The sequence below is a fragment of the Rhodovulum imhoffii genome, from assembly GCF_003046545.1.
GTDB lineage: Bacteria > Pseudomonadota > Alphaproteobacteria > Rhodobacterales > Rhodobacteraceae > Rhodovulum > Rhodovulum imhoffii.
Window position 1 is genome coordinate 26,256 of sequence record NZ_QAAA01000010.1, and the last position, 18,800, is coordinate 45,055.

Sequence of the window (18,800 nt, forward strand, 5' to 3'; positions counted from 1 at the left end):
CGGGAAAGGTCTGCATTATCCGGCCAAAAGCCCGCGCTCACGCGCGATGTCCTTCATCCGCTTTTGCAACTTTTCAAAGGCGCGCACCTCGATCTGGCGGATTCGTTCCCGGCTGACGTCATAGACGCCGGACAGGTCTTCCAATGTCACCGGATTTTCCTTCAGGCGGCGCTGCATCAGAATGTCCTTCTCACGATCGTTGAGCACATCCATCGCCTCCATCAGCATCTCGCGGCGGTTTTGCAACTCGTCCTGCTCGGCATAGGCGCGGGCCGGGTCGGCGGTTTCGTCCTCCAGCCAGTCCTGCCACTGGGCGGCACTGTCGTCGTCGCTGCCGATCGTGGCGTTGAGCGACGCATCCCCCCCGCTGAGCCGGCGGTTCATGGCGATGACCTCATCCTCGGAGACGTTCAGATCATGGGCGATCCGGCGCACGTTTTCCGGGCGCAGGTCGCCATCCTCCAATGCACCGATCCGGGCCTTGGCCTTGCGCAGATTGAAGAACAGCTTCTTTTGCGCGCTGGTGGTGCCCAGTTTCACAAGGCTCCAGGACCGCAGGATATATTCCTGGATGCTGGCGCGAATCCACCACATCGCGTAGGTCGCAAGGCGAAAGCCTTTTTCCGGGTCGAACCGCTTGACCGCCTGCATCAGGCCGACATTGGCCTCGGAGATAACCTCCCCCTGGGGCAGGCCATAGCCGCGATAGCCCATGGCAATTTTCGCCGCCAGCCGCAGATGCGACGTGACCAGGCGGTGCGCCGCCTCGGTATCCTGATGATCCACCCACCGCTTGGCCAGCATGTATTCTTCCTCCGGCTCCAGAAGCGGGAATTTGCGAATCTCCTGCAAGTACCGATTGAGACCCTGTTCCGGAGACGGGGCGGGAAGATTGGCGTAGCTGTTCATAAACGTTCCGATATGCTCCACTGTTTTGGTCAGAATATATGTCCAATCCGACCCGTTTCAAGTCGCATGATTCGACGGTTAAACGGCAGGTATGAAAACTTCCGTCGAATTTCCCGAATTGTGAAGGGGTCCCAACAAATCGGGCCATGGGCCGGGCTGGGACCTGGGGGCAGAACATGACAGCGCGCGCGCCTTCTTCAATGACCTCACGCGATCGATCCGCACCACAGCCAGAATCCGCAAACAGATGCCGCAGGTGCCCCCCATCCATCGCGACACAGACAGCGCCCTGCTGTGACGCAGGGTCTTCCACCTGCTTTCACGGTCCCACCAGGACCGGGCGCCGGCATCGGCACCGATCCTGCCCGGCTTTTCCGGCGGATTGGGCAATGGGTCACTCATCCCGCTCGCTCCACCCGGGCGAACAGGCGCAGGGCGTGGCCGGGATCTCGGGCCACCGGTGGCATTGCCGGATCATAGGCGGCCCGGATCACGGCAGCGATATCGGGACGCAAGACGACCGTTCCATCGGCAAGACGGCCAAGGGCGCTGGTCCCGGAAAAAGCCGTCTCGGACCATAGCAGAACCACCTGAACCGCCTGCGCCAAGGCGATTTCCTCCGCCGGCAAGGCAGCCAGCGCGGCATCCATGCGAATGAACACAAAAGCCGCCTTGATCGCACCGGCCTCATCGAAGCGGAAAAACCGGTACTGTGTCGCCCCCACTTCGCGCAACCGCGCGACCCGTGAAACGAGATCCGGCACGAGATGATCCATGTTCGGAACCGCGATCAGTTCTTCCCAGTCCCGGATAAAGAACATCATCAGGTTCGCCCCCAGTTCCGGGTCGGTCTCGGTCATCTTGTGGGCAGCCAACGCCACGACAGCCTCTACCGCACCCTTTACTGTTTTCAGAGTTTCGTCGGCAACACCGAAGACGACGGGCGCGATGGGGCGCCCCCAGCGGGCGAACAGGTATTGCCCGTCGGCACGGGTGAACAGGGATTCAATGTTTTTCGGGGTCATTTTTCCTCCGGGTACCGGGCCCACTTGCAAACGCACGCCGCGCCAGGGTTCACTTTCTGCCAATCCGCGAATATCCGCAAACTCCCCGGAAGGTCGACCGGTTCGCCCCCCCGTAGCCTTGCAGGGGGGACACCGGCGCGGCGCGCCCTGCCCCGTGCACCTCAGGGGCGCGGCGGCGCCTGCGCACAGATCTCCGGCCCCTTTGCCCCGGTGAAAACCGGTGGCGCGGTCGGCGCCGCGCGCGGGCGGGACCCCGCCCTTCTTCGGACGCTTCGGCCCGAAGCCGGTCCAGGGCCTTGCCTCGCATCAGACCCCTCTTCAGTCTTCGAACAACGCACCCTGCCCCGGCGGGCGCGGCGCGGGCAGACCAAGATGCGCCCAGGCCTTGGCCGCCAGCATCCGTCCGCGCGGGGTGCGCTGTATCAGTCCCTGTTGCAGAAGGTAGGGTTCGATCACCTCCTCCAGCGCATCACGGGATTCAGACAGGGCCGCGGCGATGGTTTCGATTCCTACAGGACCGCCGCCATAGTTTTCGGCAATCAGGCCAAGGTAGCGCCTGTCCGCCCCGTCCAGCCCCATGCCGTCCACGCCCAGCCGGGTCAGCGCCCCGTCTGCCAGGCTGAGGGTGATCTGGCCATCCCCCTCCACCAGCGCGAAGTCCACGACCCGGCGCAGCAACCGCCCGGCGATACGGGGCGTGCCGCGGGCGCGCCGCGCGATCTCACGCACGCCATCCGGGTCGGCGGGCACCCCTAAAAGCCGCGCCCCGCGCAAAACGATCTGCTCCAGCTCCGGCACCGTGTAAAACTGCAACCGCGTGGGGATGCCGAACCGGTCGCGCAAGGGCGTTGTCAACAGGCCCAGACGCGTCGTCGCCCCGACCAGCGTGAAGGGCTGCAACTCGATCCGCACGGTGCGTGCGGCGGGGCCTTCGCCAATCACGAGGTCCAGTTCGAAATCCTCCATAGCGGGGTAGAGCACCTCCTCCACGACGGGATTCAGCCGGTGAATTTCATCAATGAACAGCACATCGCGGGAGTCGAGATTGGTCAGGATCGCCGCCAGATCCCCCGCCTTGGCCAGAACCGGGCCGGAAGTCATGCGGAAATTCACCCCAAGCTCGCGCGCCATGATCTGTGCGAGCGTGGTCTTCCCCAGCCCCGGCGGACCATGGAACAGAGTGTGATCCATCGCTTCGCCCCGCCTGCGCGCGCTTTCGATGAACACCCGCAGGTTGGCTCGGGCCTCGGCCTGGCCGATGAACTCCTCCAGCACCTGCGGGCGCAGGGCGCGGTCGGCATCCTCGGGCCGTTTTTCGGGGCGCAGGGTCGGGTCCGGTTCGGTCATCGCCTAGCCTTTCGGGGCCAGAAGTTTCAGCGCCGCCCGGATCAGCGCGGGGGTCTCGGCCTCGGGCGCCTCCCCGGCGGCCTGCGCCACGGCCTGCGCGGCCTCGGACGGGCCATAGCCGAGATTGCCAAGGGCCGAAAGCGCCTCCGCCTGTGCCGAAGCCGAAGAGACGCGCCCCGGAACAGGGGCAGACACCATCGCAGGCGCGGCAGGGGCAGGACCCGTGGCCTGTACCGTACCGCCCAGCGCCATCACGCCGGGGGCCTTGTCCTTCAGTTCATTGACCACGCGCTGGGCGATCTTCGGCCCCACGCCCGGCGCGGCCTTGATCGCCGCCCAGTCGCCCAGGGCAATGGCGCGGCCCACGCCTTCCGCCCCCAGTGTGCCCAGGATGGCCATGGAGGCTTTCGCCCCGATACCCTGCACGCTCATCAACAGCCGGTGCCACTCACGCTCCAGCAGCGTGAGAAAGCCATAAAGCTGCAACAGATCCTCCCGCACCAGCAAATCGGTATAAAGAGCGATCGCCTCCCCCACCCCGGGCAGCGCCGCCAGAGTACGCTCAGACACATGAACGATGTACCCGACCCCGCCGACGTCAATCAGAACGTGATCCGCGGCCCGGTGATCCAGACGCCCGGACAGCTTGCCGATCATGCGCCCGCCCTCCCGATGGCGGCGGCCAGGCGCCCCACCCCCTGCACATGATACGCGTGGCACAGCGCGATGGCCAGCGCATCCGCCGCATCGGCCCCGGCAATCCTGACCCCCGGCAATTGCAGCCGCACCATATGGGCAATCTGCGCCTTGTCCGCATGCCCGACACCCACGATGGTTTTCTTGACCGCGTTCGGGGCATATTCCCCCACCGTCAGCCCCGCACGGGCCGGAACCAGCAGCGCGATTCCCCGCGCTTGCCCCAGCTTCAGCGTTCCGGCGCCATCCTTGTTCACGAATGTCTGCTCCACCGCCGCGGCCTGCGGCGCATAAAGGGAAACGATATCAACCAGTTGATCATGCAGGGACAGCAACCGCTCCGGCAGGGCTTCACCCTTGGGGTGCAGGATACCGTTGGCAACATGGGACAGGCGCGACCCGTTTGCGTCGATCACGCCCCAACCGAGATTGCGCAATCCAGGGTCGATTCCCAAAACCCGCATGTCTGCCCCTGGTCTTGTTGCTTTTCCGACGCACTAGCACAAAAAGCGAACACCGGCCAGTGTCAATCCTGCAACTTCCATCAAGGTCTCATGCCTTGCGCAGGGTCAGGGTCGTCCATTCGCCGATTTCCTCGTGATGGTCGGGGACCAGCCCGTTTTCTGCATAGGCGGCCAGCACGTCAGCGGCCTGTTCGTTCAAAAGGCCCGAAAGAACAGCGTAGCCCCCCGGTGTGAGGTGGGCCGCCATATCCGGGGCCAGACCGATCAGGGGGGCCTTGAGAATATTCGCGAACACAAGGTCAAAAGGGCCGGAGGCGGCAATCTCGGGGTGATCGAATCCGGTCGCCTCCAGACATGCGATCCGCCCCTCCAACCCGTTGCTCGCGGCATTGGCGCGGGCGACCTCAACCGCGACGGGGTCGATATCGCTGGCGATCATGGTTCCGGGCCACAAGCGCGCCGCCGCCATCGCCAGAACGGCAGTGCCACAGCCGATATCCGCCACGCCGCCGGGAGAAAACCTTGCATCGGCCAACCGGTCCAGCGCCCGAAGGCACCCTTGCGTGGTGCCATGGTGGCCAGTGCCGAAAGCCATTGCCGCCTCCATCAACAGGGCGATCTTGCCCTGCGGAACCTTGTCCGCATCGTGGCTGCCGTAAACGAAAAACCGTCCCGCCTCGACCGGGCAAAGCTCCCGCTTGACCTTGGCGACCCAGTCCACCTCGGGCAGTTCGGAAATGACAAAGTCCTTCGCCCCGTGGATCGAAGCCAGCAGCGCAAGACCTGCCGCGTCAGGGCGTTCGGTGAAATACCCACCCACTTCCCACAAGCCCGCCCCATCCTCGATCTCGAACACGCCAACGCCGGTGGGCTGCGGGGTCAGGCTTTCCATCGCGGCGCCAAGCCCCTCGGCGGCTTCCTTGCCGGGCAGGGTCGTCAGGGCAGTGAAGGTGGGCATGGCGGGCTCCTGTCAGAGGTCAGGGCGGCGATACCTCCCTGCCCCGGCCGCGTCAAGCACCGGCCCCCGCCGGGCAGGCCACGCCGGTCCCGCCCAGGCCGCAATAGCCGCCCGGATTCTTCGCGAGATATTGCTGATGGTATGCTTCGGCATAGTAGAATTGCGGCGCGCGGCAGATTTCGGTCGTGATCGCCCCGAACCCGGCGGCCCGCAAGCGGGGGACAAACGCGGCGCGGGTGGCTTCGGCCTGTTCCCGCTGGGCTGCCGTGAAAGTATAAATCCCGGATCGGTACTGCGTGCCCCGGTCATTGCCCTGCCGCATCCCCTGAGTCGGGTCATGACCGTCCCAAAAGCTCTGCAATAAATCGCCATAATCGATCCGCGCCGGGTCAAAGACAAGATGCACCACCTCATTGTGACCCGTCCGGCCGGTACAGACTTCCTCATAGGTCGGGTTGGGCGTGTAGCCTCCGGCATACCCCGCCGCCGTCATCCACACACCGGGCAAGGACCAGAACCGCCGCTCCACCCCCCAGAAGCACCCCATACCAAACATCGCCTGCCCGAACCCTTCGGGGGCCGCCCCTTTCAGCGGCCGGTCGAATACGAAATGGGTCTGCGCGGTGGGAATGGGCGTTTCTCGACCCGGCAACGCCTCGTCCGGGGTCACCATATCGGTCTTGCGGTTGAAAAGGGAAAACATGTCCTGCTCCGTTCTGTCCGCAGCAGGATATAGGGCGCGGGCGGCGCGCGCCTACTCCGCCGGGGCAGCGGCAAGGCCGGAAAACACGGTTTCGTTTCCGGGCTCCGGGTGGCGCGGGATCATCAGCGCCAGAATCAAAGACCCTGCCGCCATGCACGCCGCCAGCAAAAACACCCCGCCCGGCGAACGCACCCACAAATACCCCAGCGCCGCGGGCAGAAACACCGCCGCGATATGATTGATGGTAAAGGCGACCGCGGCCGTGGGCGCAATGTCGCGCGGATCGGCAATCTTCTGGAAATAGGTCTTCAGCGCAAAGGCCAGCGCAAAGAACAGATGGTCGATCACGTACAACGCCGCCGCCAGCGCCACCCCCCAGCCAAAGTAATAGACGCCGCCATAAGCAAGGAACACGACGACCAGCCCGACATATTCAAACGCCAGCGCGCGACGCTCCCCCCAACGCGCCACCGCTTTCCCCATCAGCGGCGCAAAGGCCATGTTGGCCAGAAAGTTGACAAGAAACAGCGCCGTGACTTCGTGAACCTCGAAGCCGAATCGCTCCACCATCATGAAGGCCGCGAATACGACGAAGATCTGCCGCCGCGCCCCGGACATGAACTGCAACAGGTAATACAGCCAGTACCGCCGCCGCAGAAACAGCCGCTTGACCTGCGGGTTCGGGGACTCGAACTGCGGAAAAGCCAAAAGGCAAAACAGGGCAACCGCCGCAGTGAACCCGCCCGCCGCAAGATAAACGGTATTGTACGACAAATCGAAGGCCTGCCACGTTGCCACCAGCGCCCCGTAGGCCAGCAGCGACGCCGCCGATCCCGCCGCCACCAACCAGCCCAGCGTCTGGGGTGCGCGGTCCTTTTCGATCCACTGGAGTTGAAGGGACTGGTTGACCGTCTCGTAGTAATGAAACCCGATGGAGCTGAGCAGCGTCACCGCCAGCAGCCCGCCCAGGCTGGGAAACCACGCGGTCACCGCCGTCGCCAGCCCCAGCATCAGAAGGGAGATGAGCCCCAGCACCTGTTCACGGATAAAAATGATCAGCGCGATCACTCCAACGGCCAGAAACCCCGGCACCTCACGCACACTGTGCAGCCAGCCGATCTCCACCCCGGTGAAACCCGCGGCCTCGATGACGAAATTGTTGAGAAGCGCCGACCACGTCGCGAAAGCCACCGGCATGGCGAAGGCCATCAGGAACAGAAGCGTCACCGGGCGCCGCCAGCGCGGCAAATCCTGGGCCTGTGCGAGGGGAACGATCCGCATGATCGCCCTTTACGCCGATTTCCACCTAGTGGCGAGTGCAAACTGAAATCCTGACCTGGATCAAGGTATGGTCGGCGAATCTGTTGCAGCACCAATAAATTGCGACCAGGAAAACTGCATGGACATCCTGCCTCTCGTAGAGCTTTATGGCGAAGCCCCCGCCGCCGCGCTGTTCGGACTGATCGCCGGGGCGATCTTTGGGGTCGCGGCGCAACGGTCGGCTTTTTGCCTGCGCGCGGCGACGGTGGAATTCGCCCGCGGCAAGCTCGGGCCGCGAATGTCGGTATGGCTGCTGACTTTCTCCACCGCGCTGGTCTGGGTTCAGGCGGCAGAGCTTGCCGGGCTCATGCGGGGCAGCGAGGCGCGGATGATGGCCGTCACCGGGTCCTGGTCGGGCGCGATCATCGGGGGGCTTTTGTTCGGCATCGGCATGGTATTGGCACGCGGGTGCTCCGGGCGGCTCCTGGTGCTGGCGGCCACGGGAAACCTGCGGTCGGTCGTCTCCGGGCTGATTTTCGCGGTGGTCGGACAGATGAGCCTGCATGGCTGGCTCTCCCCCTTGCGGGACAAGCTGGCGGCGCTGTGGATCACGCCGGGCGGCAAGAACCTGGACCTGCTGGGCGCCCTTGGCCTGCCAGGGGGGACGGGGCTGGCGCTCGGGCTGGGGCTGGCAATTGCGGCGCTGACGCTGGCACGCATGAACCGCATCAGCGCGCGCAAACTGGTCTTTGGCGCAGGTGTCGGGTTTGCCGTCGCGGCGGGCTGGGTTCTGACCTTCCAACTGTCGCAAGTCGCCTTTGAGCCAGTGCAGATCGAAAGCATTACCTTTACCGGGCCATCGGCGAACATGCTGATGTTCTTCCTCGACCGCAGCGCGGTTCTGGAGTTCGATATCGGCCTGGTGGTGGGCGTTTTCCTTGGTGCCTTCCTCGCCGCGCTGGCGGGCGGCGACCTGCGCTTTCAGGGGTTCGAAAGCGAGGTAAACATGCGCAAGGCGATGATCGGCGCGGCGCTGATGGGATTTGGCGGGATGCTGGCGGGGGGCTGCGCGATCGGCGCGGGCGTAACCGGCGGATCGATCTTCGTGGCGACGGCATGGGTGGCGCTGTTGTGCATGTGGATCGGCGCGGTCCTGACCGACCTGCTGATCGACCAGCCTGCCTCCTCCGGCTTGGGTTACCGCGCGTAGCGGCGCACGAAATTGCGCAAAAGGCGCTCCGGCCAGGTCACGTCGGCAGATCGGCACAGCGCAATCAGGGCGTCGGCGTCCTCTGGCCGGAAATAACACTTGTGGCGATAAATCCGGATGCGGGTTTCGAACCCGGCGCTGTCCGCCTCCGGGTGGAACTGGGTGGCATAAACGTTCTGCCCGAAGCGGATCATCTGGTAGGGGCAGGTTGGCGATGACAGCAGATGCGCGCACCCCTCGGGCAGGTGTTGAACGGCCTCCTTGTGCCCGACGAAAGCATCGAACCGGTCGGGAAAACCCGCCAGCAGCGGATCGGCGCGCCCCGCTTCGGTCAGGCGGCAACAGGTCGTGCCCACGGGTTCGCCATACCGGTGCTTGGCCACTTCCGCGCCAAGATGATGGGCCAGCACACCGATGCCGTAACAGCACCCCATGAAAGGAAAATCCCGCCCGGTGATCCGGGGCATCAGGGCCAGGGCGGAATTCTCTATCTGCCGCTCCAGCGGGCTTTTCTCCGCCACCGGGTCAGAGACACAGCCCGGCCCGCCCCCGACAATCACGCCGGAATATTCCTCAAGCCGCAGATCCGCCGGCACCGGGGCCTGGTCCAGCCGGATGCGATGCGCCTGCCCGGCACTCAGCCCCCCCTTGGAAAGAATTGCGGCAAATTCATCATCCGAGGCTTCGGTCTCGGGACGAAGCTGCAAGATCAGGAAGGGACGCAAGAGGATCTCCGTTCAGGCCTGCAATTCAACCAGCAGGCGCTCCATCAATGCCTGCCCGGCGTGGAACTGGTCAAGGGAAAGGTATTCGTCGGGCTGGTGAGCCTGCGCGATGCTGCCCGGGCCGCAGACGACAACGGAAAAGCCGCCATCCTGAAACTGCCCCGCCTCGGTCCCGTAACTGACCACATGCACCGCGTTGTCCCCCGTGAGCCGCCGGGCCAGGGCCTCGGCGGCGCCGTTCTCTTCGGGCCGCAAAGCCGGCAACATGAAACTCTCCGTCATTTCTATCCCGGCTTCGGGGCGGACCGCCTGCATCGCATCGGCAAGGTGGCGGACCTCCTCGGCCAGCGCGTCGCGCCAGCCTTCCAGCGTATCGCCGGGCACACAGCGGAAATCCAGCAGCAGCCGACACTCGGCGGCGGTAATGTTGTGGGCCGTGCCGCCGCGGATCTCACCGACATGAAGCGTCGTCCAGGGCGGGTCGAAATGGGTATCCGCCCCCTGGGGTGCGTGGGCCGCGTTTTCGTCGTTGATCCGGTTGGCCCAGCCGATCAGGCGCGCGGCCTCCATGATCGCGGAAACCCCCTTGTGCGGAATTGAACTGTGGACCTCATAACCGCGAAAATGCAGGTCGAACCCCATGCTGCCCTTGTGGCCCGTGACCACCTGCATCATCGACGGCTCCCCGACGATCACCGCCTGTGCACGGGGAAAATCATGGGCGGCCATGTGGGCGATCATCTCGGGCGCGCCAAGGCAGCCGACCTCCTCGTCATGGCTCAGCGCGAATTGCAGCGGCCGGGACACACCGCGGCGCTGAGCCTCGACCAGTGCCCAGAGCGCGAGCGCATCGAATCCTTTCATATCGCAGGTGCCGCGACCGTAAAGGCGCCCCTCCCTCTCGCTCAGCCGCCACGGATCGGTCGTCCAGTGCTGTCCATCCACGGGCACGACGTCGCTGTGCCCCGAAAGCAGGATCGCCCCGGCGCAGGCCGGCCCCGCATGAGCATAAAGGCTGGCCTTCGCACCAGTGGCATCGGGAACGCGGGTCACGCCGATCCCGTGCCCCTCAAGGTAGTCCTGCACCCAGTCCACCAAGGGCAGGTTGCTGTCCCGGCTGACCGTCGGGAAAGCCACGAGCCGCTCAAGCAACTCACGCGGTGTCAGAATGCGGGCCATCTTCCCCCTTGGCTTCATTCGATTTCACGACGTATCCGGCGGATCATATACCACACGGCCAGAACCACCAGCGGGGTCAAAAGTGCCGTCAGCATCCCCTTGCTGATCGAAAGCCCGCTGGCCAGAGGGTAGACCATATATGCCACGAGGCTGACCGCGTAATAGCTGATCGCCACGACCGAAAGCCCCTCGACCGTGCGTTGCAGGCGCAATTGCAACTCAGCCCGCTTGTTCATTCCCTCCAGAAGCTGCTGGTTCTGGGCCGAACGTTCCACGTCCACCTGGGTCCGCAGCAGGTTGGCGGCGCGGGCAGTCCGCTCCGTCATGGCCTGAAGCTGGGTCTCGGTTGCCTGAACGGTGCGCATCGCCGGGTCATAGCGGCGCATCATGAATTCGCGAAAGGTCTGGCGCCCCTCGAAGCGTTGCTCCCGCATCAGGTCGATCCGCTGATCCACCAGTGCCGCATAGGCCGAAGTCGCGGAAAAGCGGACCGCCGATTGCGCCAGCAGGCTTTCCAGTTCGGCGGAAATCGACAGCAGGTTTTTCAATGTCGCCTCCGGATGACGGCGACCGGCGTTCATCTCACCCACGAGTTCCGTCAGTTCCGCATCCAGTTGCCCCATGCGCGCGTTCAACTCACGCGCCCGCGGCAGGGCCAGCATCGACATCGCCTTGTAGGTCTCGATCTCGGTTAGGCGCTGAACCATCCGGCCCACACGGCGCCCGCTGGAGTTGGGCCGCACGAACAGGGCAAAGCGCACATGCCCGGCACTGTCGATACGAAAATCGCTGGCCATCACCGCGCCATCATCGAGCACCCGCGACGAGGCCAGCCCATCGGGGACGAACCAGCGCGAGAGCTTCTGTTCGATATTGTCATTGTCTCCGGCAAGCTGCTCAACCCGCAAAAGCCCCGAGGTCAGGCGTGTCCCCGGCGTCTTCTCAAGCCAGTCGTCAGGAAACACCTCAAACGCCGCCGGATCGAAGGGGCGCTCCGCAACACCGGTGGTGAAAATCGTGTAGGTGACAAACTCACTGTGGGATTCCCACTTGATCTTGTGCCGCCCCATGCGCCCGAAGAAATGGTTGGCGCCGGGATGCGGGTGCTGTGCGCCGAACCTGTCCAGCAAATCCAGAAGATGGGCGCGGTCCGCGTCACGGTCCCGGTTCACGGCATCCTTCGGTTGCTTGATCGCCAGATAGGCCGCGTGGCACGGCACCTCAAGCTCCGGGAACGGACGGGCGTGCAACTCGTTCGTCAGGAGGTAACGCAGCGGGTGGTCTTGGATGGGACTCATGGAACCTCGCCTTTGCCTGGTTCCCAAGTCCTAGCGCATAGTTTCGAATTGTAAACGTGACAGGCCGCCAATGTCACGACAGAGGACGGCGCGCGGTCACTTCGATCTCGATTTTCATCTCCGGTGCCTGCAAACCAGCCGAAATCATCGTGGCCGCCGGCCGGGCGCGGGCAAAAGCCTCCCGCACGATCGGCCAGCACGCGGGCCAGTCTGCGGGATCGGGCAGGATGTAACGCACCCGCACCACGTCATCGAGCGATGCGCCCACTCTCTGCAGAGCCGCGCCGATGGTGGCCAGGGCGTTGGAACACTGGGCGGTGACCGGCCCCGGCATCGTCATGGTCGCGTAGTCATAGCCCGTTGTCCCGGCGACAAAAATCCACCCGTCGCACAAAACAGCGCGGGAATAGCCGATCTTGTCCTCGAACGGAGACCCGGACGATACCCGCATGGCTTAACCTGCGGCACCTTCCTTTTTCTGGTCGGCATAGATCATCAGCGGCGCGGCGGCGGCGGTGACGGCCTCCTCGTTGACGACGACTTCCTCGACCTTGTCCATTCCGGGAAGATCGAACATCGTGTCGAGCAGGATATCCTCCATGATCGAACGCAGTCCACGCGCCCCGGTCTTGCGCGCGATGGCACGCTTGGCGATCGCGTTCAGCGCATCTTCGGTAAAGGTCAGTTGTGTGTCTTCCAGTTCGAACAAACGCTGATACTGCTTGACCAGCGCGTTCTTGGGCTCCGTCAGAATGGTGACCAGCGCCTCCTCGTCAAGGTCCTGCAAGGTGGCGATCACCGGAAGGCGTCCGACGAATTCAGGGATCAGGCCGAACTTCAGCAGGTCTTCCGGCTCCAGTTCGCGAAACATTTCCCCGACCCCGCGGGTGTCGTTCTCCTTGACGTCGGCACCGAACCCGATGGCCGACCCCTTGCCCCGCTGGGCGATGATTTTCTCAAGCCCGGCGAACGCCCCCCCGCAGATGAAGAGGATGTTGGTGGTATCCACCTGAAGAAATTCCTGCTGGGGGTGCTTGCGCCCCCCTTGCGGCGGCACGGATGCCACGGTGCCTTCCATGATCTTCAAAAGCGCCTGCTGAACGCCTTCCCCCGACACGTCGCGGGTGATCGAGGGATTGTCCGACTTGCGGGTGATCTTGTCCACCTCGTCGATGTAAACGATCCCGCGCTGGGCACGTTCCACGTTGTATTCGCTGGCCTGAAGCAGCTTGAGGATGATGTTCTCGACATCCTCGCCGACATACCCGGCCTCGGTCAGGGTCGTGGCGTCGGCCATGGTAAAGGGCACGTCGAGAATCCGCGCCAGCGTCTGCGCCAGCAACGTCTTGCCGCAGCCCGTGGGTCCGATCAGCAGGATGTTGGATTTCGACAGTTCGATATCCGTTTTCGACGCGTGGTTGAGCCGCTTGTAATGGTTGTGCACCGCAACCGACAAAACCCGCTTGGCATGTTCCTGTCCGATCACGTAATCGTCGAGAACATCGCAGATTTCCTTGGGCGTCGGCACCCCTTCGGAAGATTTCAGCCCGGTGGTCTTGGTCTCTTCCCGGATGATATCCATACACAGTTCGACGCATTCATCGCAGATGAACACCGTCGGCCCGGCGATCAGTTTGCGAACCTCATGCTGGCTCTTGCCGCAGAACGAGCAGTAAAGCGTATTCTTCGAATCGCTGCCTGAGTTATTCGCCATCTCAATCCTTTGGGCCTTCGCCCGGGTCCGGTTTCAAAATTTCCGCCCAGCGTAGGGCAGGTATGGGGCGGGCACAACGCAAAATTACCGCCGGTCCCGCATGTTACTTGTCGTCTTCTTACTTGTCGTCCTCGACCTTGGCGCGGCTCTCCACGATCTCATCGATCAGGCCCCATGCCCTGGCAGCCTCGGCATCCATGAAATTGTCCCGCTCCAGCGCATCCACGACGGTTTGCAGATCCTGCCCGGTGTGACGCACATAAATCTGGTTCAGCCGGTCCTTCAACTTCTGCGTCTCCTGCGCATGGATCATGATATCCGTTGCCTGCCCCTGATAGCCGCCCGAAGGCTGGTGCACCATGATGCGCGAGTTGGGCAGCGAAAAGCGCATGCCCGGCTCCCCCGCCGCCAGCAGAAGCGACCCCATCGAGGCGGCCTGGCCCACGACCAGCGTGGAAACCTTGGGCTTGATGTACTGCATCGTATCGTAGATCGACAGGCCCGAGGTCACGACGCCGCCCGGGCTGTTGATATACATGGAAATATCCTTGGTCGGGTTTTCCGCCTCCAGGTGCAGCAACTGCGCCACGATCAGGCTGGACATGCCGTCGTGAACCGGCCCGGTGATGAAGATGATCCGCTCCTTGAGCAGGCGTGAAAAAATATCGTAGGCTCGCTCCCCGCGGGAGGTTTGCTCAACCACCATGGGGACAAGGTTGTTCATGTAGAACTCGTATGGATCGTTCATGGGTTCCCGCCTGTGTGTTTGCAGGGCGCACGCCCCGTTGTTTGCCCGAGTCTTAGTTGGGCGCCCGCAGACCTGCAAGTGAATCACTGCGCTTTCTCCTGGTCGGCGGCCGGGGACTTGCGGATATCGCCCATGTCGAGAACCGGCGCCACGTCCAGATGGCCTGCGTCCAGCAACCCGGCAACCCGTTCCAGCGCGGCGACGATCATCGCCTGCTCCCAGTCCGGCAGCGCATCGAACGCCTCGACATACCGATCCTGAAGCGGGTCCGGCGCACGCTCCAGCGCCGCCTCCCCGGCGGCGGTGATCAGGATATTCATCTGCCGGCGGTCGGTTTCGGAGCGGTGGCGCTCCACCAGCGCCTTGGCCACCAGCCGGTCGATCAGCGTGGTCATGGTGGCCTGGGAGACCCCCATCCGCGCGGAAAGCGCCTTGGGCGTACTGCGCCCGGTTTCGGAGACGATCTGCAAAACCCGGATCTGCACCGGGGTCAGGCCCGCGGCGCGGGCCAGTTCCCGACCGTAGAGTTCCGTCGCACGCAAGATCCGGCGCAGAGCGATCAGGCTGACATCAGAGCGTTTCACGTCCACCTCCATGGGGATCAGGCACCGTTCTCATCAAAACCGCCGCCGGGCAAGGCCCACAGGTCAAATTTTTATTTGTTTAACTAAATAAAATTTACCCAAACTCCTCGCAATGCTTTCCACATCAAGCTTTTATTATTCATTTAAAGGCGGCTTTACTTATAAATTTAAGCTTTTTGCTTTGTCTATTGAAGTTTTGTAAGGCTAAGTATATATCCTCCTCAACCAACCCGGAAACAGGACGCCAGATGACCGTTTCGACTCTCCGCCTGCGCCCCCCCCACGCCTCGGATGGCCACGCCGTCTGGTCTCTCGTGCGCGATTGCAAGCCGCTGGACGAAAACTCGATGTACTGCAACCTGCTTCAATGCGATCATTTTGCCGAAACCTGCGTCCTGGCGGAGATGGGCGGTGATGTCGTTGGCTGGGTCTCGGGATACATCCCGCCCACCCGGCCCGACACACTGTTCGTCTGGCAGGTTGCGGTGTCTGCGAAAGCCCGCGGCATGGGCCTGGGGCGCAGGATGCTGGGCGAATTGCTGGCGCGCGGCGCCTGCGCGGATGTCACCCGCCTGCAAACCACCATCACGCCGGACAACGCGCCCTCCTGGGGGTTGTTTCGTGGCCTTGCGCGCCGCCTTGGCGCGACGCTCTCCGACGCCCCCCACTTCACGCGGAACCGGCATTTCGACGGCGCCCACGCCACCGAGCACATGGTGACCATCACCCTGACACAGCCGCTGGCCAAAGCGGCCTGAACCTTTTCGCAACCGATAGGGCTTTTTCATGTCGACTGCCAAGACAGCTGAAACCGACGTTTTCACCCGTCGCGAATCCGCCGCGCGCAGCTATTGCCGCGCCTTCCCGGTGGTCTTCGACACGGCGCAGGGCAGCATCCTGACCGACATCGACGGTCGGGATTTCATCGACTTTCTTTCCGGATGTTCGTCCCTCAATTACGGCCACAACGACCCGGACATGAAAGCCGCGCTGATCGACCACATCTCCCGTGACGGCATTGCCCATGGGCTGGACCTGCATACCAATGCCAAGGCCGCATTCCTGGAAGCGTTCGAACGCCACATCCTGACCCCGCGCGGCATGGGCCACAAGGTGATGATGACCGGACCCACCGGGACCAACGCGGTGGAGGCCGCGATCAAGCTGGCCCGCAAGGTGACGGGGCGCACGAACGTGGTTTCCTTTACCAACGGGTTCCACGGCATGACGCTGGGCGCACTGGCGCTGACCGGCAACGAAAGCAAGCGCGCCGGCGCCGGCGGGGTGTCCCTGGGCGACGTCACGCGCATGCCATACGAGAACGCACTGGGCGAGGATGTCGATACGCTCCAGATGATCGAGATGCTGCTGACCAACCCGTCCTCGGGGGTCGAACCGCCCGCCGCCTTCGTCGTGGAACTGGTGCAGGGCGAAGGCGGGCTGAACGCCGCCTCGACGGACTGGCTACAGGGCGTGGCCCGCATCGCCCGCGAAAACGGCGCGCTTCTGATCATAGACGATATCCAGGCCGGGATCGGCCGCAGCGGCAGCTTCTTCAGCTTCGACGGCATGGGGGTCGAACCCGACATGGTCACCCTGGCCAAATCGCTTTCGGGCTTCGGGCTGCCCTTTGCCTGTCTGCTCATCAAGCCCGCGCACGATATCTGGAAACCGGCCGAGCATAACGGCACCTTCCGGGGCAACACCCATGCCTTCGTGACCGCCCGCGTCGCCCTGGAGAAGTTCTGGGCCGACGACCGCCTGCGCAACGAGATCGCGCTGAAATCGCAGGTTCTGGAAGAGCGCCTGCACCGCATCGCGGAGCGTCTGCCGGGCGCACGAGTCAAAGGCCGGGGCATGATGCGGGGCGTCGATGTCGGCAGCGGGGACCTGGCGGGAAGAATCTGCGCGAAATGCTTCGACGACGGCCTGATCATCGAAACCTCGGGGGCCGAGGACGAGGTGGTAAAGGTTCTCGCCCCACTGACCATCCCGATGGACCAGTTCCGGGAAGGTCTCGACATCCTCGAAAGCGCGGTGGAGTCCCTCCCCCCTTTTGCCTTCGCAGCGGAGTAAGCCGATGATCGTACGTGATTTTCACAAACTCAAGGACACCGACCGCGCGGTCGCCGATGCCCGGTGGACCTCCGTGCGCATGCTGCTGGCCGATGACGGGATGGGCTTTTCCTTCCATGTCACGACACTCCGGGCCGGGTCCGAGCACACGTTCCACTACAAACATCATTTCGAAAGCGTCTACTGCATGTCCGGCAGCGGTGCGATCACCGACCTCGCCACCGGCGAGACCTACCCGATTCGCCCGGGCGTGATGTACGCGCTGGATCAGCACGATCACCACACCCTGCGCGCCGACGAAGACCTGGTGATGGCCTGCTGCTTCAACCCGCCCGTGACCGGCAAAGAGGTTCACCGCGCCGACGGCTCCTACGCCCCGGCAGACGCTCTGGCCGACTGACCCCCAACAGAAGGCACCCGGAATTGCCCGACGGTGACAGCCCATTGACCAAACAAACCCATACGGTCGAGAAAATCGGCGGAACATCCATGAGCCGTGTGGATGAGTTGCGCGAAACGCTCTTTATCCGTCAGGGCGACCCCTATGGCCGCATCTTCGTGGTCTCTGCGTTCGGCGGCATCACCAACCTGTTGCTGGAACACAAGACATCCGGAGAACCGGGCGTCTACGCCCTGTTTTCCAATGCCGATAACGACCACGGCTGGTCCGATGCCCTGACCCGTGCCGCCGGGGCGATGGGCAAAGCCCATGCCGGGGTTCTGGGCCATCCCGCCGATCTTTCCGCCGCAGACGACTTCGTGCGGGAACGGATCGAGGGTGCGCGCTCCTGCCTGATCGACCTTCAGCGTCTGTGTTCTTACGGGCATTTCCGGCTTTCCAGTCACATGCTGGTGATCCGGGAGCTTCTGTCCGGACTGGGAGAGGCGCATGCCGCCTTCGTGACCGCCGTGATGCTGCGCCGCGCGGGGCTGGATGCCCGATTTGTCGATCTTTCCGGCTGGCGCGACGAGGGCCAGTACACATTGGAAGAACGCATCCGCCAAGGGCTGTCGGACGTGGATGCGGCCTGCGAAATGCCCATTGTCACCGGCTACGCCCAATGCACCGAGGGGCTGATGAAAGCGTTCGATCGCGGCTACTCCGAGGTGACCTTCTCCAAGGTCGCGGCACTGACCGGCGCGGCGGAGGCGATCATCCACAAGGAGTTTCACCTGTCCTCCGCCGACCCGAAACTGGTTGGCGAGAATGCGGTGGTCAAGCTGGGGCACACCAATTACGATGTGGCCGACCAGCTTTCGAACATGGGAATGGAGGCCGTTCACCCCAAGGCCGCCAAGATGCTGCGCCAGGCCGGTATTCCGCTGCGCGTGACCAACGCGTTCGAACCTGAAGATCCCGGCACTCTCATCGACGACACCCCTGCGCAAACCCCGCGCGTGGAGATGATCACCGGGCTGGGGGTTTACGCTCTGGAACTGTTCGAACAGGACATGGTTGGCGTGAAAGGCTACGATACCGCGATCCTCGAGGTCCTGACCCGCCACAACGTGCGTATCGTCGCGAAGACCTCGAACGCGAACACGATCACGCATTATCTGGACGCGCCGCTCAAATCCGTCCGCCGGGTGGAACGTGACCTCGAACGCATCTACCCGACCGCCACGCTGAACGCGCGCAACCTTGCCGTGGTCTCCGCCATCGGGCGCGACCTGGGCGGGCTGAAGGTCCTGTCGCGCGGATTGGCGGCGCTGGAGGACGCCGGGGTCGAACTGGTTGCCGCCCAGCAAACCACCCGCACCGTCGATGCCCAGTTTGTCGTCCCCAGGGACCGGATGAACGCGGCGATCCGGGCCCTCCACACGGCACTGGTGGAACGCACCGGGAAGGGCGCGCTGGCAGCCTGACGAGCAACAGGGAAAAACCGTGCTTTGCCTTGTGACGA

The 18,800-nt window shown here is 63.7% G+C and carries 20 protein-coding genes; 5 read left to right on the forward strand and 15 right to left on the reverse strand.

Annotation, left to right across the window (positions count from 1 at the left end; genetic code table 11):
- Positions 1–15: 15 nt before the first annotated feature.
- The 8 genes from rpoH to C8N32_RS09370 all read right to left on the reverse strand — a co-directional run bounded on the left by rpoH (position 16) and on the right by C8N32_RS09370 (position 7,383).
- Positions 16–909 (reverse strand): RNA polymerase sigma factor RpoH, encoded by an 894-nt coding sequence (gene rpoH, locus C8N32_RS09335; protein WP_107892723.1) that lies wholly within the window; start codon positions 907–909, stop codon positions 16–18.
- 398 nt (positions 910–1,307) lie between these two features.
- The gene (locus C8N32_RS09340; RefSeq protein WP_107892724.1) at positions 1,308–1,934 is read right to left on the reverse strand and encodes a hypothetical protein; all 627 of its coding nucleotides are present in this window, start codon (positions 1,932–1,934) and stop codon (positions 1,308–1,310) included.
- 318 nt (positions 1,935–2,252) lie between these two features.
- Complete coding sequence (gene ruvB / locus C8N32_RS09345) at positions 2,253–3,281, reverse strand: Holliday junction branch migration DNA helicase RuvB (protein ID WP_107892725.1); 1,029 nt, start codon at positions 3,279–3,281, stop codon at positions 2,253–2,255.
- A gap of 3 nt (positions 3,282–3,284) precedes the next feature.
- Positions 3,285–3,938, reverse strand: a complete 654-nt coding sequence (gene ruvA, locus C8N32_RS09350; RefSeq protein WP_107892726.1) for a Holliday junction branch migration protein RuvA — start codon at positions 3,936–3,938, stop codon at positions 3,285–3,287.
- Entirely contained in the window at positions 3,935–4,441 is a 507-nt protein-coding gene (gene ruvC, locus C8N32_RS09355) for a crossover junction endodeoxyribonuclease RuvC (RefSeq protein ID WP_107892727.1), read from the reverse strand. The genes ruvA and ruvC overlap by 4 nt, the downstream gene beginning before the upstream one ends.
- Before the next feature lie 88 nt (positions 4,442–4,529).
- On the reverse strand, positions 4,530–5,399 hold the full coding sequence (locus C8N32_RS09360) for a 50S ribosomal protein L11 methyltransferase (RefSeq protein WP_107892728.1): 870 nt from the start codon (positions 5,397–5,399) through the stop codon (positions 4,530–4,532).
- Positions 5,400–5,451: 52 nt separating this feature from the next.
- Positions 5,452–6,102, reverse strand: a complete 651-nt coding sequence (gene msrA, locus C8N32_RS09365; protein WP_107892729.1) for a peptide-methionine (S)-S-oxide reductase MsrA — start codon at positions 6,100–6,102, stop codon at positions 5,452–5,454.
- Between the two features lie 51 nt (positions 6,103–6,153).
- Complete coding sequence (locus C8N32_RS09370; protein WP_207186987.1) at positions 6,154–7,383, reverse strand: MFS transporter; 1,230 nt, start codon at positions 7,381–7,383, stop codon at positions 6,154–6,156.
- Between the two features lie 118 nt (positions 7,384–7,501).
- Here C8N32_RS09370 and C8N32_RS09375 point away from each other — a divergent pair, with 118 nt between their 5' ends.
- On the forward strand, positions 7,502–8,572 hold the full coding sequence (locus C8N32_RS09375; RefSeq protein ID WP_107892731.1) for a YeeE/YedE family protein: 1,071 nt from the start codon (positions 7,502–7,504) through the stop codon (positions 8,570–8,572).
- Here the strand turns inward: C8N32_RS09375 and C8N32_RS09380 are convergent.
- The 7 genes from C8N32_RS09380 to C8N32_RS09410 all read right to left on the reverse strand — a co-directional run bounded on the left by C8N32_RS09380 (position 8,560) and on the right by C8N32_RS09410 (position 14,820).
- A complete protein-coding gene (locus C8N32_RS09380) occupies positions 8,560–9,297 on the reverse strand; it encodes a glutamine amidotransferase (RefSeq protein ID WP_107892732.1) in 738 nt (245 codons plus the stop codon). The genes C8N32_RS09375 and C8N32_RS09380 overlap by 13 nt on opposite strands.
- Positions 9,298–9,309: 12 nt before the next feature.
- Positions 9,310–10,476, reverse strand: a complete 1,167-nt coding sequence (gene argE / locus C8N32_RS09385) for an acetylornithine deacetylase (protein WP_107892733.1) — start codon at positions 10,474–10,476, stop codon at positions 9,310–9,312.
- 14 nt (positions 10,477–10,490) lie between these two features.
- Positions 10,491–11,774 (reverse strand): DUF3422 family protein, encoded by a 1,284-nt coding sequence (locus tag C8N32_RS09390; protein ID WP_107892734.1) that lies wholly within the window; start codon positions 11,772–11,774, stop codon positions 10,491–10,493.
- A gap of 73 nt (positions 11,775–11,847) precedes the next feature.
- Positions 11,848–12,225 (reverse strand): RidA family protein, encoded by a 378-nt coding sequence (locus tag C8N32_RS09395; protein ID WP_107892735.1) that lies wholly within the window; start codon positions 12,223–12,225, stop codon positions 11,848–11,850.
- Positions 12,226–12,228: 3 nt separating this feature from the next.
- Positions 12,229–13,488 carry an ATP-dependent Clp protease ATP-binding subunit ClpX gene (gene clpX / locus C8N32_RS09400; RefSeq protein WP_107892736.1) on the reverse strand — a complete coding sequence of 420 codons (1,260 nt, stop codon included), beginning with the start codon at positions 13,486–13,488 and terminating at the stop codon, positions 12,229–12,231.
- Positions 13,489–13,606: 118 nt separating this feature from the next.
- Positions 13,607–14,236, reverse strand: a complete 630-nt coding sequence (locus C8N32_RS09405; protein ID WP_107892737.1) for an ATP-dependent Clp protease proteolytic subunit — start codon at positions 14,234–14,236, stop codon at positions 13,607–13,609.
- An 83-nt stretch (positions 14,237–14,319) separates the two neighbouring features.
- Positions 14,320–14,820: a MarR family winged helix-turn-helix transcriptional regulator gene (locus C8N32_RS09410; RefSeq protein ID WP_244905912.1), complete on the reverse strand. Its 501-nt coding sequence runs from the start codon at positions 14,818–14,820 to the stop codon at positions 14,320–14,322.
- Positions 14,821–15,068: 248 nt separating this feature from the next.
- Between C8N32_RS09410 and ectA the strand changes: the two genes are divergently transcribed.
- The 4 genes from ectA to C8N32_RS09430 are packed head-to-tail and all read left to right on the forward strand — an operon-like array spanning position 15,069 to position 18,762.
- Positions 15,069–15,578 carry a diaminobutyrate acetyltransferase gene (gene ectA, locus C8N32_RS09415; protein ID WP_107892739.1) on the forward strand — a complete coding sequence of 170 codons (510 nt, stop codon included), beginning with the start codon at positions 15,069–15,071 and terminating at the stop codon, positions 15,576–15,578.
- 28 nt (positions 15,579–15,606) lie between these two features.
- Entirely contained in the window at positions 15,607–16,896 is a 1,290-nt protein-coding gene (ectB, locus tag C8N32_RS09420) for a diaminobutyrate--2-oxoglutarate transaminase (RefSeq protein WP_107892740.1), read from the forward strand.
- A 4-nt stretch (positions 16,897–16,900) separates the two neighbouring features.
- The gene (locus C8N32_RS09425) at positions 16,901–17,296 is read left to right on the forward strand and encodes an ectoine synthase (protein ID WP_107892741.1); all 396 of its coding nucleotides are present in this window, start codon (positions 16,901–16,903) and stop codon (positions 17,294–17,296) included.
- 44 nt (positions 17,297–17,340) lie between these two features.
- Positions 17,341–18,762 carry an aspartate kinase gene (locus C8N32_RS09430; RefSeq protein ID WP_107892742.1) on the forward strand — a complete coding sequence of 474 codons (1,422 nt, stop codon included), beginning with the start codon at positions 17,341–17,343 and terminating at the stop codon, positions 18,760–18,762.
- The last annotated feature ends 38 nt before the right edge of the window (positions 18,763–18,800 follow it).

Bases quoted from the DNA above. Each gene is read 5' to 3' on its own strand.
- rpoH (WP_107892723.1), bottom strand. From the start codon at position 909: ATGAACAGCTACGCCAATCTTCCCGCCCCGTCTCCGGAACAGGGTCTC.
- ruvA (WP_107892726.1), bottom strand. From the start codon at position 3,938: ATGATCGGCAAGCTGTCCGGGCGTCTGGATCACCGGGCCGCGGATCAC.
- msrA (WP_107892729.1), bottom strand. From the start codon at position 6,102: ATGTTTTCCCTTTTCAACCGCAAGACCGATATGGTGACCCCGGACGAG.
- ectA (WP_107892739.1), top strand. From the start codon at position 15,069: ATGACCGTTTCGACTCTCCGCCTGCGCCCCCCCCACGCCTCGGATGGC.
- ruvB (WP_107892725.1), bottom strand. From the start codon at position 3,281: ATGACCGAACCGGACCCGACCCTGCGCCCCGAAAAACGGCCCGAGGAT.
- C8N32_RS09370 (WP_207186987.1), bottom strand. From the start codon at position 7,383: ATGCGGATCGTTCCCCTCGCACAGGCCCAGGATTTGCCGCGCTGGCGG.
- ruvC (WP_107892727.1), bottom strand. From the start codon at position 4,441: ATGCGGGTTTTGGGAATCGACCCTGGATTGCGCAATCTCGGTTGGGGC.
- C8N32_RS09340 (WP_107892724.1), bottom strand. From the start codon at position 1,934: ATGACCCCGAAAAACATTGAATCCCTGTTCACCCGTGCCGACGGGCAA.
- argE (WP_107892733.1), bottom strand. From the start codon at position 10,476: ATGGCCCGCATTCTGACACCGCGTGAGTTGCTTGAGCGGCTCGTGGCT.
- C8N32_RS09395 (WP_107892735.1), bottom strand. From the start codon at position 12,225: ATGCGGGTATCGTCCGGGTCTCCGTTCGAGGACAAGATCGGCTATTCC.
- ectB (WP_107892740.1), top strand. From the start codon at position 15,607: ATGTCGACTGCCAAGACAGCTGAAACCGACGTTTTCACCCGTCGCGAA.
- C8N32_RS09390 (WP_107892734.1), bottom strand. From the start codon at position 11,774: ATGAGTCCCATCCAAGACCACCCGCTGCGTTACCTCCTGACGAACGAG.
- clpX (WP_107892736.1), bottom strand. From the start codon at position 13,488: ATGGCGAATAACTCAGGCAGCGATTCGAAGAATACGCTTTACTGCTCG.
- C8N32_RS09405 (WP_107892737.1), bottom strand. From the start codon at position 14,236: ATGAACGATCCATACGAGTTCTACATGAACAACCTTGTCCCCATGGTG.
- C8N32_RS09425 (WP_107892741.1), top strand. From the start codon at position 16,901: ATGATCGTACGTGATTTTCACAAACTCAAGGACACCGACCGCGCGGTC.
- C8N32_RS09360 (WP_107892728.1), bottom strand. From the start codon at position 5,399: ATGCCCACCTTCACTGCCCTGACGACCCTGCCCGGCAAGGAAGCCGCC.
- C8N32_RS09375 (WP_107892731.1), top strand. From the start codon at position 7,502: ATGGACATCCTGCCTCTCGTAGAGCTTTATGGCGAAGCCCCCGCCGCC.